This is a genomic window from Dorea sp. OM07-5, assembly GCF_003481355.1.
In the GTDB taxonomy this organism is placed as follows: Bacteria; Bacillota; Clostridia; order Lachnospirales; family Lachnospiraceae; genus Dorea_D; species Dorea_D hominis.
This window is the reverse complement of sequence record NZ_QUKZ01000012.1, coordinates 1-15,350: the sequence shown is the minus strand read 5'-3', so window position 1 is coordinate 15,350 and position 15,350 is coordinate 1. Positions and strand designations below refer to the sequence as shown.

Sequence of the window (15,350 nt, the reverse complement as noted above, 5' to 3'; positions counted from 1 at the left end):
TGTTATTTTACTCTCACAGTTTTCACTTCACTCCATCTGGAATGATATTTTTTCCCTTTGACTGTTTTATAAGTACAGGCTTTCACATAATATTTTCTGCCTTTTTTTAATCCGGTAATTTTCTTTTTTGTTGTCTTATTACTCGGTATCACCAGTTTCTTCTCCGTGCCTTTTGCGAAATTCTTATTTGTGCTATATGCAATCTCATACCCTGTTGTCTGTATACTTTGTTTCTGCACTTTCACTGTAAATGCTTTCTTTCCGGCAGATATTTTCACAATCTTTGTACCTTGCGGCTTAATGATAAAGGACAGTTTCTTCGTGAATCTGTACTTATTATATCCATTCACTTTTACCGTATAAGTACCAACATACTGTCTTCCTGCAGAATATTTTAATTTATAGTCGCTGTCTTTCTCAAGTACTTTTCTCTTTCTGTCTTTTACGATAACTTCCGGTGTAATCTTTTTACCGGTATACACATAATTTTTCTTTTGTAAATATATGGATTTTATAAACGGAATTTTCTGATCTCCTACACTGTCTACGTAATCTCCACAACCACTGCAATAAATTTCATAACTACATTTTCCATCCTTTTTCAGTGTAGCCATTACAATATCATCCGCAACATAAACTCTTCCCATATACATATGATCGCAAATGACATCCTGTATTACGTCCGGATCAAAAGCTTCTTCATCCACACCCGTAGAAGACATGATGGTTACAAAATCCAGTTTCGGGCAGTTTTTAAATGCATATTTTTCAATTATTCTTACAGATGATGGAATCCATACCCGACTTAAATTTGGCAAATTTTCAAAAGCTCTTGCTCCAATCTTTGTTATATTATCCTTTCCTTTCACTGATTTGATTTCCACTTTCTCAATCTGATCCGCAATTCCATTCCACGGTCTGTCTTCCGGATTTTTATAATCTGGAATCTCTCCTTTCCCGGAAATCACAAGCGCAGTCTCCACCTGTTCCTTTTCATCGACTACATCCTTTTGTTCTTCCAAATACCATTTTAATGTTCCAACTTCTCCACTTATTTTGTCTGATGCATATGCAACCATCCCCAATTTTCCTGACATGAATATCAATACAAGGAACAATATTGCAGAAAGTATAACTGTAGTTACATGTTGTTTCCAATGTTTCTTTTTCATACGCGTCTCCTTTCTGTTGATTGCTTCTACTCCCCTAGTATATTATCTACAATAAGTATAAAGGATATCTCTCATTCATACAACTATCCAAAGGTCATAAAAACCTCCAGAGTAATATTTCTTACCTTTGCATAGCTTAATGTGTAATCTTCATTTTTGAAAAGATCCTTACCATTTATACAAGCATTAGATATGTAGCGGATGGAATTTTTTATATAACTTAACGCGATCACAAAAATTTGACAATATTCTTCCTGTTCATTTATTAACGATTGTGCTACAATCTTTGTTTGGAAGGTATTTCTATATAAGAAAAATGAAGGAGGTTTTTATTATGACAATACCAGAAAGAATCTCCGCTCTTCGTAAATTAATGGAAGAACGTGGTTACGACGTTTACATGATTCCAACCGATGATTTTCATCAGAGCGAATATGTGGGCGATCATTTTAAAGTAAGGGAATACATGACAGGTTTCACTGGCTCTGCCGGAACTGCCATTTTCACAAAAGACCAGGCTGGTCTGTGGACTGACGGAAGATATTTCCTGCAGGCTGAGCAGCAGTTAAACGGCACAGGTGTGAAGCTTTATAAAATGGGCGAGCCTGGTGTACCGACAGAAGAAGAATTTATCGCTTCGGTACTTCCGGAGAATGGAACACTTGGCTTCGACGGACGTGTTATCGCTATCGAAGAAGGTACTGCACTAGAAGCAGCCGTTGCAGCTAAAAATGGTAAGATCAACTATTCTGAAGATCTGGTAGATAAGGTGTGGACAGACCGTCCGGCACTTTCTGAAAAACCGGCATTTGCTCTTGGCGAAGAATACACCGGTGAGAGCACAGAAAGCAAACTTGCTCGTGTTCGCAAGGCTATGAAAAAAGCCGGCGCTGATGTGCATATCATCGCAGCTCTTGATGATGTATGCTGGATCACAAACCTGCGTGGAGATGACGTAGATTTCTTCCCGCTGCTTCTTTCTTATGCCATTGTAACAATGGATGAGATGAAGCTTTACATTGACGAGCGCAAGCTGAATGATGATATGAAAGCGGCTCTTGCAAAGAATAACATTACACTGCATCCGTACAATGCAATTTATGAGGATATCAAGAACTTAAGCGCTGATTCTACTGTTCTTGTTGATCCAAACAGATTAAACTATGCATTGTTCAACAACATTCCGGACGGAGCAAAAGTTGTACAGCAGGTAAATCCGACAATTGCTATGAAAGCAAAGAAAAATGATGTCGAGATCAAAAATATCATTAATGCACATAAAAAAGATGCCGTAGCCATGACGAAGTTCATGTACTGGCTGAAAACTAACATTGGTAAGATTGAAATCACAGAGTTAAGCGCTGCTGCCAAACTGGAAACTTTCCGTAAAGAGCAGGAAGGTTATCTGTGGCAGAGTTTTGAGCCGATCTGCGCATCCGGCGAACATGGTGCGATCGTGCATTATGAGCCGACTCAGGAAACAGATATCCCGCTTACTGAGAACGGATTATTCCTGACAGATACAGGTGGCGGATATTTAGAAGGATCTACAGATATCAGCCGTACTTTCGCATTTGGTAAACTGACACAACGTATGAAAGAAGATTTTACAACTGTTCTTCAGTGTAACTTCAATCTGGCACATGCCGTATTCCTGGAAGGAACAACCGGTTACAATCTGGATGTTCTGGCAAGAATGCCTGCTTGGAGACGTGGTATCAACTTCAACCACGGAACCGGACATGATGTCGGATACCTAATGAACATCCACGAAGCATCCTGCGGATTCCGCTGTGCAATCCGTGAAAAAGAGCATGCACCTCTGATGGCAGGTCTTGTAATCACAGACGAGCCGGGTATTTACATTGAAGGAAGCCACGGTGTCCGTACTGAAAATGAACTGCTTGTAAGAGAAGGCGAGAAGAACGAATATGGTCAATTCTTATATTTTGAACCAATCACTTACGTTCCAATCGATCTGGATGCCATCATCCCTGAGATGCTGACAGATCAGGAAAGAGAACAGCTCAATGACTACCATAAGAAAGTTTATGAGATTGTTGCTCCGCACCTGAACGACGATGAGCGTGAATGGTTGAAAGAGTATACAAGAGCCATCTAATAACGCTATATATTTGGAAAAATTGCTGTCTCCCAGGAGACAGCAATTTTCTTATAATTATTTTCTATATATGCAGTCATTTATTCTTTTTACTAATTTTACTTCTAATATTCTCCCTTATATAATTTAATTATTCAAATATATTTTGCCTGTTTTCAGAATGGAGGAATGAAAATGAAAAGAATTCTCAAAAAATCGTCACCCCTTATTATGTTTATGCTTGCATGCACACTATTATTCAGCGCAAACTCCATAGTTAATGCGGCAAGCAAAACTCCAAAAAAAATTTCTATGCATGTCTCTTCAAAGATAGTGGATATTAAAGGAGAATCAAAAATTACTATCAAAACGCTCTCTACTCAAGGGCTTGATAAAACTGTATCTTTAAAAAGCAGTAATAATAAAATTGCCACTGTATCTTCCAACGGAATTATTCATGGAAAAAAAAGCGGTAAAGTAAAGATTACGGGAACTCTTAAGAAAAACAAAAAAATATCGGACACTGTAACAATTATTGTAAAAGATTTAAAGCCTTCTCGTATATCTACATACAAAACACTTACTTTAAAGGCCGGCGAAAAAAAGGATTTAAATGTTAAGATATCACCATCCGGTGTTTATTGTCCTGTTTCTTATAAAACAACCAACAATTCTGTTGCTAAAATTTCTGCAAAAGGAATTATTACGGCCTCTAAAGATGGAAAAGCAACTATTACAATAACGTCAAAACAACGTAATAAATCTGGTAAATACATTTCAGCCAAATGCAATGTTACTGTATCTACCAGAATTAACAAGATTACATTTGAAAAGGAATCTTTAATATTAAAAGCAAAAGATTCTTCTGGAAATAATAAAGTGACCATTTCCCCTCGTAATGCCGGAAATAAATCTTTAAAATATACTTCTTCAAATGAAGCTGTTGCAACCGTTTCTGCAAAGGGAATTGTTACAGCAAGAGATTATGGTTCAGCAACTATTACTGCAATCACAATAGATGGTTCCAATATACAAGCATCTTATAATGTAACTGTCGAAAAACCAGATGCCGTATCCACACGTCAGGTTTTTGTTACTCCTGAATGGCTAAAAAGTGTTATTGACGGTGATCAGCCAGAATATAAAAACGCTTTAATTGCAGATGCTTCCTGGTTAACTGATTATTGTTCAAAAGCTCATATTCCAACTGCAATTCATATCAACTCTGATGAGGTTGAATATGTAGATTGGACGCCTTGGGGAAAAGACAATGTTGTTGGAAATAATATTGACGATCTTTGGGACTATAATCGCAACGGAAATAACTATGGGAAAATCACTTACGGTGATAATGATGGAGAAGTTCCTATTGAACAAATTTATAATTTAAGATCAGACAATGAATTAAAGACCTTTTTTAAAAGATATGGAATTACTAAAGATACAAAGGTAATCCTCTATGGTAAAAATGGAAACTCCTCTGATACTGGACGAGTTGCCTTTGCAATGCTAAGCGCAGGCGTAAAAGATGTTAAAATTTTGGATGGAGGTATTACGGGATGGGAGAAACTCAACCTTCCAACAACTACCGAAACCGTATCTCCAACTCCTGGCAATAATGATTTTGGTAATATAGAACATAAATATATTCTTTCCATTGATCAAGTAAATGAGAAATTAAAAAATGATCCAAACTTTAAATTGGTCAGCATTCGATCACGAGATGAGTTCGAAGGTGTAAAATCTAACTACGCCTACATTGAAACAGCTGGCGAACCATTAGGTGCTGTATGGGGAAAAAATATTAATGACTATGCACAAGATTCCAGCTTTGTCATTCCACTTAGCCAAATGAAAGAATATCTATCTGAAGCAAATATTGATTACGCAAAGAATGAATTGTCATTTTATTGTGGTACAGGTTGGAGAGCAACCATTCCATTCTTCCTTGCATATCAAAATGGTAAAGATAATATTTCTGTATATGACGGTGGATGGTATCAGTGGGAATTAAGATGGAAAGATAATCCCAAAGAATATCCTAGACAAAAAATTACGCCGGAACAGGCAGCATATTATTCAAAAATGATGTTTGCTAAAAAGTCTGTTTCTGTATCCATCGGTAGCACTGTAAATAATTCAGTAAATCTTTATCCAGCTTCAGCTTCAGCATCCATAAAATATGAAGTCGAAGATCCAGCTATTGCCAGTGTTGATTCTAATGGAAATATTACTGGAAAATCCGAAGGTTCAACAACATTAACTGCAACCGCATTCAATTCAAAAGGCGAACAGATTGGTAAACGAATTACTTCTGGAATCGTAGTAGAAAAATAAATATTAATTTTAATATTCAGTAAACAGGCATATACACAAAAAGAAAGATGCTGCATAATGGATTAAGTAACCCGTTACGCAGCATCTTTTTAGTATATATGCACTTTTTCGATCATATCAAAATATCCTATCTTACTTCACAGTCGCTTTCTTAATTTTTGACCATGCAGAATAGTATTTTGCATTTCCGGCTTTTTTATATGTACGGATACGCACATAATATTTCTTCTTTGATTTCAGATTACCAAGTGATGCGCTTGTTATCTTGTTCTTTGAAATCGTTTTCGTCTTGATGCTCTTCTTAAACTTCGCATCCGTTGTATACTGGATCTGATAACCGGTCGTCTCCTTCGTCTGCTTTGCCCATTTTACAGTCAGCTTTTTCTTTGCTGCATTTAAAGATTTCACAGATGTTCCTTTTGGAATGATCGTAAATGTTTTTGTAAAACTTCCGCTGTATGGTTTCCTGAACGTAATCTTCACCTTGTAGTTTCCGACTTTCTTACATCCGGATGGATAAGATACGCTATAATAAGAATTTGCAATCTTCTTACCGTTCTTATCTTTTGCAATTACAGATGGTTTCTTTACTTTTCCATCATAAGTATAGGATGCTTTTGCAAGACTGACTTTTCCAACTTTTTTCTCTGTCTCCGGAAGTTTCTCCCATTTTGCATACAATGTGAGATTCCGGTACATGTTCTTATCTTCGATCAGACCGTCCCGCTCAAACTCGGACTCCTCATCGTTCCGGGCAGACCATGCTCTCCAATATATGTATTTATAATTATTTCCGCTTCCATCTTTCTTAGAATTCCATCCGATAAATTTATATCCTGCTCTTTCAGGAATATATGGAAAGATTGCCATACTTGTTCCGCTGTCGGCGCCGCCAAGGTAATTACATTTCTTTACTTTCTCCCCATCGAGAGTTCCGCCATTGGCGTCGAAATTAAGTATATAGGATTCCTCATCCAGCGGTTCTGTACTCTTATATAAAGCAGTAATATTAACGGCATCCGAATCCTTAAATACCGATTTGTCTACAGAAGAAATCACTTCTCCATTATAGTCCCAGCCGACAAAATTACATCCTTTTCTCTCCGGTTGAAATTCTGACAGATCAAGCGTACTGAACTGATCAGCGTCATAAGTAAGTCGCAGTTTCTTTTTTCCTTGTAACGTACCTGCAAAACCATCCAGTGTAATATAATAGGTTCCGGTGTCTTTAAGCTCCTGATCTGAGAACTTCGCCACAAGCGTATATCCGTTCTCATATTCTTCACCACTAATGTCCACTGACTTCGTAAACTTATCTATACTTAAATTTTTTACAAGCTCCGATCCGTCACTTTCTCTCCAGCCTTCAAAGACGTTCTTTCCGTTAAATGCTGTAATTCCTTTTGTAAGCTCCGTGATGTCTACGGTTGTTTCTCCCGGATCAACATTAAACCGGATGAGTTTTTCGTATTCTCCGTCAATATCTGCATCCCCGTCATCCCACGGAACTGACAAAACCAGAGAATATTTCCCATTTTCACTAATCTCCATGGCGTTTGCTTTTATACTGAAAAAGCAAATTGCCAGCAGACTGACCGCAAACATTGTAAACACATATCCTACTTTCTTTCTCACATTCATAGTATGCCTCCTTTCGTGTCATTTCCCTGTTGTTATAAATAAAATGTAGAACATAGAATGTGCCTTGGCACATTCTGGCGCCTGCGGCGTTGCTGAGCGCCTGTGACGCTCGTTTAGCAACGACCGAAGTGGAACGTAGACCGCTTGCGACATCATCATTGTACGCCGCAGTGCGCATCCTGCCGAAAGCTTTTTTATATAATGGGATATCCCATTATATAAAAATAAGATGCCGGGATGTTCCGTGCCTTACACTTTCACACCACCGACATCTTATCTATATGCATAGTATCATATAAATAGACTATCTACAACGTAGTTTCCATCTTAGTCACATTTTATTTCACAACAGTCACATTTTTCGCTCCTGCTTTTTTCAGGCGCTTCTGATAGGTTTTCTGATCTGCTTTTTTCGCTTTCAGCTTCATTTTGGAATCCGTTTTGGCAAATGCCTGTTTCCCGAATTTCGCTTTTCCGGCTTTAAACTGTACAGTTTTCAGATTCTTACAACCATAAAAAGCTTTATCTCCAACCCGCTTCACATTTGCACCAAATACAACGGATTTCAGTTTTTTGTTGGATTTAAATGCTTTTGATGCTACTGCTGTAACTGTGTATTTTTTCTTTGCGATCTTGATTGCTGACGGAATCTTAAGGCTTGTTTTCTTTGCATTTGAAATTCCGATTGCTTTCACAGTTCCGCCTTTTACAGTAACGCTGCTGACTTTGTATGCGATTCCTCCGGATACCACTTTCATTCCCGGCTTCACCTGTTTCTGAGTAGCAGTTCCAACCTTCACTTTACAAACCCGGATAACCGTTCCGCTCTCCTGTATAGTAGAAACAACTGTAATCTGTGCCTCACCGTCCCTAACACCTTTTACGATACATTTATTTCCAAATGTTTCCAGCTCTACTGCCGGATCGTCACAATAATATTCTACGTCAAAGCTCTCTGTAATATCATCCGGATATGGAATTGCATTTAATACCGTATATCCACCTTTTTTCATTTTCACATCCGTTTTGTTCAAATCAAATCCGTTACAATATATCTCATCATCAACCGGCTCTATAATATGTACTTTACAGCTTGCTTTTACTTTACCGTTTTTTGTAGATGCTGTAACTACCGTATCTCCAACACCAAGAATCTGTATCTCGCCATCCCCGGAAATCTTACCGACTTTTGAATTAGAGCACTTCCATACAAGCTCCTCGTTCTCACCGTTTCCTCCGATTACATAATATGGAATAGAGAATGTATCTGTCTCATCATCATCTGTATGATCTGAATCTGTCTGTTGATACGTTTGTGTGATCTTATCATAGCCAAGTATAATCTTAGAGACTGGTTTTATTCTATCAGCACGTGTCCATTTGGCTGTGATTGTCATATCATTGTAAATTTCCATTTTCTTATCTACGCGGTACGTCTCTCCGTCGTCGTTTGCGTACCAGCCACTGAAAACGTAGCCTTTCTTTGTTCCCGTTTTAGGAAACTCAGCACTGTCTCCATCTGCTACATTCTGTATGGAAAGAACTTTTTTACCATCCATGAATTTTACCTGGTGGTATTTTGTCTGTAAGGTATTTATATTTTCATTCACCCATTTGATACGCGCCTGAATCCAGCCTTTAAGCTGATCCACACTCTGCTGGAAAGTTTTATCTTTTTCGTCTACATCATAGTTGTCGCCATACTGATAAGCATTATATTTCATAGAATTGCGGATTTTTTCTGCATACTGATCGATCTGACCGCCGTCTTTGCTGGCTTCTTCCATCACTTTTCGGATCTCTGTCCAACGCGCGATCATTTTATCAGCAAAATCTTTATCCCTAAATAACCGTCCAAACCAGACATTCTCCTTCATTGCCCAGCCTTCGCAGTTATATTCATTGTATTCATTATTGCCCCACGCTACATAATCGAAATCCCAAAGCGGTCCCCAGAATAATTTGCCATTCCGTGGTTTGTATAAATAAGTACTTGTACTGCCAAACGCATCACCGTTCATACTGAATTCCTGCATCCAGTAATAATCAATCGCTGCATCGACATCCATATATTCTGCGTAAGATTTTCCGTCCTTTTTGAAATCTTTTCCATATATCGCATCTTCTGTATCCTGCACATATTTAGAAATATAATTATACTGCGCTTCATTTTCATAATCTTCGAAAGAAGGGCTTTCGATCAGATAATCTATGCCTTGTTTTGTATGAATGATCTTTCCATCTTCATCTTTGTATGGAGACATTGAAAGCAGATATCCGCCTGTGATCGTCGGCTCATCTGTTGCAGCTTTGGATTCGTCATCTGCCTCCAGATCATCGATATCTACACGGGAGTTTCCGACGCGTACCTGTTCAGAGAGCAGATAACTTCCATAATATTGTCCATTCATAACAACATCAACATATACACACTCCGGTGTGTAAGCCATGCCAAGTTTTTTGCCCATCCAGTATGTAATCTTATTACGGATATGGCTCGGATCATAATAATCAGCTAACAGAACCCAGTGCTTGTTTTTACCCATATTAAACAGATTTGCTTTTTTATCCAGCTTAATCTTGTATGGATTCTTCCCGGTGCCCCATGTGGAATTTCCACGTCCGCGGATATATTCCATTGAATAGGTTTCAGTCTTCAGATTGTTCGTCTTTCCTTTATCGTTGGCATATTCGCAGGTGTATCCATTCGGGATCTCCACCTTCATATCACCGTAGCACTCTGTATCATGCTGCTGGTCGCCATTCATCGAATCAATGCTTCCTTTTGTCTCATCGATATTAAAATATATGGTCGGGACCGTACTTTTCGTAAATGTAATCGCACGCAGTGCCATTCCGGTTGTTGTTTCATTTTCACCCGGAACAATCTTAAACGATACTTTATGCTTTCCGGTAATTTTCTGCTCGGATACACTTGTTGTCTCGATTTTGGTGTACCATTTTTTTGCACGTTTCTGCTCTGCAGGTTTTACTTCTGCAAATGGAGTTGTGTTGTCATCCAGATAAAATTCCAGTTTTGCTTTTGTTCCTTTTACTGACAATGCATCAACATCCACTCTTCCGATCGTTCCGCCGGAGAAATCAAATTCATCCGCAAATGTAACTGTGTTGTCTGCCACATCCGTCGAATTGCCGGACACAAGAAGTCCTTCTGCTGCCTTGCTGTACGCGGCTTTTACCTGTTCCGGATTAGACAAAATAATCTTCTGTTCATTGTAAAGACCTGAAATATTCTGTATGTCAAATGCGTCTTTCGATTCTGTATCCGCATCAGACACTGTGCCATCTGCCGCATCATTACCCGCGTTACTTTCTATGCCTTTTTCATTCTGTCCTGCCTGTGCTGCCACCGGAAGCTCCGTCATAGTCGCGCACAATGCTGCTGCCATTGTTGCTGCCATAAGCCTCTTCACGAATGCGTTGCTCTTTTTCATCGCTTCTCCTCCTCGCTCTTTGTTCGGGATTGTATTTTCATTTACGAACTTAGAATACTGCATCAAAAAAGTGAAAACAATACACCTCAAAGTATCTTAAGAAAGCATTCAAGAAATCTTAATATTTATATTTCGGAAAGCTCCATTATTGTTCAGGATGCTTATCTTCATTCGGATTTTTCCGTCTGTCATATGCTTACAACAACTTTTCCAGTGTCCGTGGTGTGTAACCCATATACGGATGCATTATGGCAATCTGTATCGCTTATCTCGGCGTCGGTGTTGTCGCTATTCCGACCCGTATTATCAGCGCCGGTTTCGTCGAGCAGTACCAGCGCAAAAGCAATAATTGAAGAAGCACATCAAATCACCGTTTTTTTAGTATTGCGCGATCATTTGTCTGTGCTTCCCCAGAAAAATATGATATTAAAGTTAAATGATATTATTGTGATCCGTACGCAAGAGGAGGAGAGTTAACGCTCCTCCTTTACCATTCCCGATAATTTTTCGGATCAATGTTATATTTTGAACATTTTCGATAGAGGGTACTCAACGGCATATGGAGTACCGTTGCTACTGTTTTCATATGCCCGTGTTCCCGTTTCAGGCATTTGATGATCTCGCTACACTCCACTTTTTCAGGCGATATTATTTTCTGTACCTCTTCTTCCGGTCCTATATATTTCTGTGACAAATATCCGGTTACAATTTCATCCGGTAAATCTTTAAATTTCATTACATGGCCGGACGCCATATTTACCAAATGTTCTACCGTACTTTCCAATTCACGCACATTTCCCGGCCAATTATAATTCGTCATCACTTCTATACAGCGTTTTTCAATGTTTGTTACGTCTTTTCTTAGCATTTTACGATAACGATCTGTATAATATTGAATTAACGGCCGAATATCTGCCCGGCGTCGGCGCAGTGGCGGTACAATAATACTGATTACATTCAACTTATAATACAGATCGCTGCGAAACTGATTAACGCTGACAAGATGAAGCAGATCTTTCTGACTGCATGCAATGATACGTACACTTAATTTTTTCCCATTCTCCATCATTCCTGTTCTTAAATAAGAGAGTATTTTTACCTGACATTCTATAGATAAATTTTCTATCTCATCTAAAAACAGTGTCCCTTTGTCTGCAAGTTCTATTTTCCCGATCTGACTGTTTTCATCATCTCCAAACAATTCTATCTCCATCATTTCTTTCGGGACGGAACCACAACGGACAGTAATAAACGGACTTTCTCGCCTCTCACCTCCGGTATGGATTGCCTGCGCCAGTAATTCCCTTCCAGTTCCCGCTTCCCCGGTAATCAGCACACTGGATGACGATTTAGATGCCAGTTTTCCTAATTCTTTAACCTTTTTTATTTCTTCAGATTCCCCTACAATATCCCGGAAATAATACCGTGCCGTATATCCAACTTTCATACTGGCTTCTTTATTTGCCTCACCTACTGACGTAAATATCAGTAAAAACATGTCCTCCTGATTATTCTCTTTAATCGGAACGGCAAGCACCGAAAGAGCAATCTGCAAGCCATTTTTTAATATCAAAGTATATTGAAACTTCTGTTTTTCATGCTGTTTTTCCAATTCTATGATTTCGTTAAAATCATTTAAAAAATACTCTTCAAATTCATGTCCGACCATATCCTGCCGAATTCTAAGTAACGCTTTCGCTTTATCATTTAAACGCAAAATATTGTGTTGTGAATTAAAAAGCATAAATCCCTGCGAAAAATTCTGTGCAATAATATCTGTGATAAAATTCGATTGTGTCAATCGCAATTCGTTCTCAATTGCATGAACCATCATCAGTCCTGCACTGGATACAAGCGGCTGATATTTATCCAATGGACCGGTAATGCAAATACATCCTACCTGCTTATTTCCCAGCGAATGAATCGGCAGACTAAAACAGGCAAGATTATGATAAATAGCCCGATAATGTTCATACCCCCGCAATAAAATCGGACTGTCCTCGTAAAGCGACAACGAGACAGAGCTTGTGCCGCAGACATCCTCTGCATAATTACTGCCATTGGCTACAGACGCATGTGTCATGATCTCCAGAAGATCTTTGTTATTAGCGGAAATATTTTTCAATTGTTTTCCTTCTGCATCCGTAAGCAATACATTCTGCGTTGTATTCTTGGCAATTTCATAAAATTGTATCATATAAGGAACAGCAATTTTAATCAAATCCTGTTTTTCTTTCGTCAGATTTTCTAATTCAACCTGATTCAATAATGGCGGATTTGTCTCAAATGGATTTGCTTTTAACTTTGACCGTTTCCAGGAATTTAAAACACGATCATCCAGTCCTTCCAGATGCTCCGGCATTTCTTCATACCCGGCAACATAACGATTCCAGTATTCTTTTATTAACTCATAATTATGCTCTTTATACTCCATTTCATCGCCTCCATTTTCCTCATCATAACATATTTTGAGAAAAAAATGAGAATTTTCTTTTCAAATTAGAATATATTGAGAAATCTTTGACATTTTTTTATCAGATGCTTATGATAAATGTAACTTAAATAAATCGATTTAACGCCGGCGATATTATTTAATGGAGGATTGAATATGGCAGATTATAGTAAATTATTAGAACCTGTAAAAGTTGGAAAACATATATGGAGAAACCGCATTGTAATGCCAGCCTGTGAAACTCGCCTAAGTAACCCTGATGGTTCCAGTTCCAGAGAAATGGCTGATTACTATGGTGAACGTGCCAAAGGTGGGGCTGCCGCCGTTATTGTAGAAAATACATTTGTCGATGACAAAGAAAGCCGCAGCTCTCTTGTATCCAGTGGTATTTATAATGACCACATGATTGCTTCACATTTCTATGTTGCGGAAGCAATCAAAGCCGGTGGGGCTTCCGCCATTTTACAGCTTTCTCATGGTGGACGCCAGGCCGCTGCCGGAGCTACCGGATTACAACCGGTCGCACCAAGTGCAGTCACTTGTAAGTTTGTTCAGCGCGAACCTCGTGCATTAAGTAAAGAAGAAATCGTTGAACTGGAAGATAAATTTGCTGCCGCTGCCGTAAGAGCAAAAATGGCAGGTTTTGATGGTGTAGAAATCCACGGTGCACATGGATACCTCATCTGTTCTTTCTTAAGTCCATATACCAATAAGAGAACAGACGAATATGGTGGAAGTGAAGAAAACAGAGCACGTTTTCCAAGAAATATTATTAAAAAAGTCCGTGCTGCTGTCGGCGATGACTTTATCGTTGGATATCGTATTTCAGCAACAGAAGGTGTAGAAGGTGGCTTAACACCAGAAATAACAACTCGTTTTGCAGCAAGTATCCAGGATGATGTTGATTACATTAACGTTGCAGCCGGTATCTATGAGACTATGCAGCAGTATATCATTCCACCGAACTATGAGCCGCATGCCATGGTTGTTCCGTTTGCCAAAATTATCAAAGAGCAGGTTACAAAAATTCCTGTTATTGTAGTAAATTCACTGAATCCGGATACCGCTGAAAAAGCTCTGGAAGACGGATGTGCCGACATTATTGCAATGGGAAGACCATTGATCGCAGATCCATATCTTCCGCAGAAATTAAAAGAAGGCAGAAGAGAAGACGTTCGCCCATGCTGTCGTGGACACGAAGGCTGTGTATCCTTGTTCTTCTCCGGATGTCCTATTCGCTGTGAAGTTAATCCGGCCTGTGGACGAGAGCGTGAATATGTTCTTAAGAAAACGGAAGATCCGAAAAATGTTGTAATCATCGGTGGCGGTGTTGCCGGAATGGAAGCTGCAAGATATGGTGCTGAAGTCGGCCACAAGATTACACTGATTGAAAAAACAGATCAGTTAGGTGGTCACTTTATCGAAGCTACGAGACCTTCCTTCAAAGAAGATCATAAAAACGTTCTGGAATGGCTCATCCACCAGGTAGAAAAAGCAAACATCAAAGTAATGATGAATACAGAAGCTACTCTGGAACTGGTTCGATCTTTACAGCCGGATGTTGTCATTCTTGCAACAGGCTCTAAATACGTTTCCATTCCTGTAAAAGGTATTGAAGCTGCTCTGACACCGGATAAAGTCTTAAAGAAAACAGCTTCCGTCGGAAACAAAATTGTAGTCATCGGAGGCGGACTTGTCGGTGCGGAAACTGCTCTGGAACTTGGAAATGAAGGAAAAGATGTAACCATTTTGGAAATGCTCCCTGGTATTGTTATGCAGGATGAACCATTAAGTCAGATTTCTCTTATGAATCACTTAGCTGCAGCAAATGTTACATGCAAGACTTCTTGCAAAGTTGTAGAAATCAAAGATGGAAATGTCATTTATGAAGATGCAGACGGAAAACAAAACCGTATTGCAGCCGACACCATTATTTCCGCGACCGGTCTAAAATCCGATACAGATGCATCTGCTCCATTTGCTGACTGCGCAAAGAAAGTGGTAACTATCGGAGATGCCCGTCAGTCAAAGAAAATCTTTGAATGTTTCCATCAGGCATGGCAGGCTATTCGTGAACTTTAATTGCTTGATCATTTCACCTAACTACTAACAATAGCTAATTAAAATATCCCGAAAGGAGCCACTGATAACTGATATGCTACCCTCATATAGGACAATGAAATATAAAAGTC

Annotated in this window: 7 protein-coding genes; 3 read left to right on the top strand and 4 right to left on the bottom strand. The window is 38.9% G+C overall.

The annotated features are described in order from the left end of the window. Nucleotides 1-2: 2 nt before the first annotated feature. Nucleotides 3-1,172 (bottom strand): leucine-rich repeat protein, encoded by a 1,170-nt coding sequence (locus tag DXC04_RS11315; RefSeq protein ID WP_118661054.1) that lies wholly within the window; start codon nt 1,170-1,172, stop codon nt 3-5. A gap of 334 nt (nt 1,173-1,506) precedes the next feature. Here DXC04_RS11315 and DXC04_RS11310 point away from each other — a divergent pair, with 334 nt between their 5' ends. Further along, nucleotides 1,507-3,294 (top strand): aminopeptidase P family N-terminal domain-containing protein, encoded by a 1,788-nt coding sequence (locus tag DXC04_RS11310; protein WP_118519978.1) that lies wholly within the window; start codon nt 1,507-1,509, stop codon nt 3,292-3,294. A gap of 174 nt (nt 3,295-3,468) precedes the next feature. Continuing rightward, nucleotides 3,469-5,610, top strand: coding sequence for an Ig-like domain-containing protein (locus tag DXC04_RS11305; RefSeq protein ID WP_158580485.1), 2,142 nt, complete (start codon nt 3,469-3,471; stop codon nt 5,608-5,610). 132 nt (nt 5,611-5,742) lie between these two features. On the opposite strand, the gene DXC04_RS11300 is transcribed toward DXC04_RS11305, so the two are convergent. From DXC04_RS11300 to DXC04_RS11285, 3 genes are all read right to left on the bottom strand, one after another. Beyond that, on the bottom strand, nt 5,743-7,251 hold the full coding sequence (locus tag DXC04_RS11300) for a fibronectin type III domain-containing protein (RefSeq protein ID WP_118661052.1): 1,509 nt from the start codon (nt 7,249-7,251) through the stop codon (nt 5,743-5,745). 338 nt (nt 7,252-7,589) lie between these two features. Next, a complete protein-coding gene (locus DXC04_RS11295; protein WP_158580483.1) occupies nt 7,590-10,706 on the bottom strand; it encodes a CotH kinase family protein in 3,117 nt (1,038 codons plus the stop codon). A 487-nt stretch (nt 10,707-11,193) separates the two neighbouring features. Further along, nucleotides 11,194-13,140: a sigma-54-dependent Fis family transcriptional regulator gene (locus tag DXC04_RS11285; protein WP_118661050.1), complete on the bottom strand. Its 1,947-nt coding sequence runs from the start codon at nt 13,138-13,140 to the stop codon at nt 11,194-11,196. Nucleotides 13,141-13,314: 174 nt separating this feature from the next. On the opposite strand from DXC04_RS11285, the gene DXC04_RS11280 reads away from it, so the two are divergent. Next, entirely contained in the window at nt 13,315-15,240 is a 1,926-nt protein-coding gene (locus tag DXC04_RS11280; protein ID WP_118661049.1) for an NAD(P)/FAD-dependent oxidoreductase, read from the top strand. The last annotated feature ends 110 nt before the right edge of the window (nt 15,241-15,350 follow it).

Excerpts from the sequence above, each read along its gene's own strand:
- DXC04_RS11315 (WP_118661054.1), bottom strand. The coding sequence starts at position 1,172 with ATGAAAAAGAAACATTGGAAACAACATGTAACTACAGTTATACTTTCT.
- DXC04_RS11310 (WP_118519978.1), top strand. The coding sequence starts at position 1,507 with ATGACAATACCAGAAAGAATCTCCGCTCTTCGTAAATTAATGGAAGAA.
- DXC04_RS11305 (WP_158580485.1), top strand. The coding sequence starts at position 3,469 with ATGAAAAGAATTCTCAAAAAATCGTCACCCCTTATTATGTTTATGCTT.
- DXC04_RS11300 (WP_118661052.1), bottom strand. The coding sequence starts at position 7,251 with ATGAATGTGAGAAAGAAAGTAGGATATGTGTTTACAATGTTTGCGGTC.
- DXC04_RS11295 (WP_158580483.1), bottom strand. The coding sequence starts at position 10,706 with ATGAAAAAGAGCAACGCATTCGTGAAGAGGCTTATGGCAGCAACAATG.
- DXC04_RS11285 (WP_118661050.1), bottom strand. The coding sequence starts at position 13,140 with ATGGAGTATAAAGAGCATAATTATGAGTTAATAAAAGAATACTGGAAT.
- DXC04_RS11280 (WP_118661049.1), top strand. The coding sequence starts at position 13,315 with ATGGCAGATTATAGTAAATTATTAGAACCTGTAAAAGTTGGAAAACAT.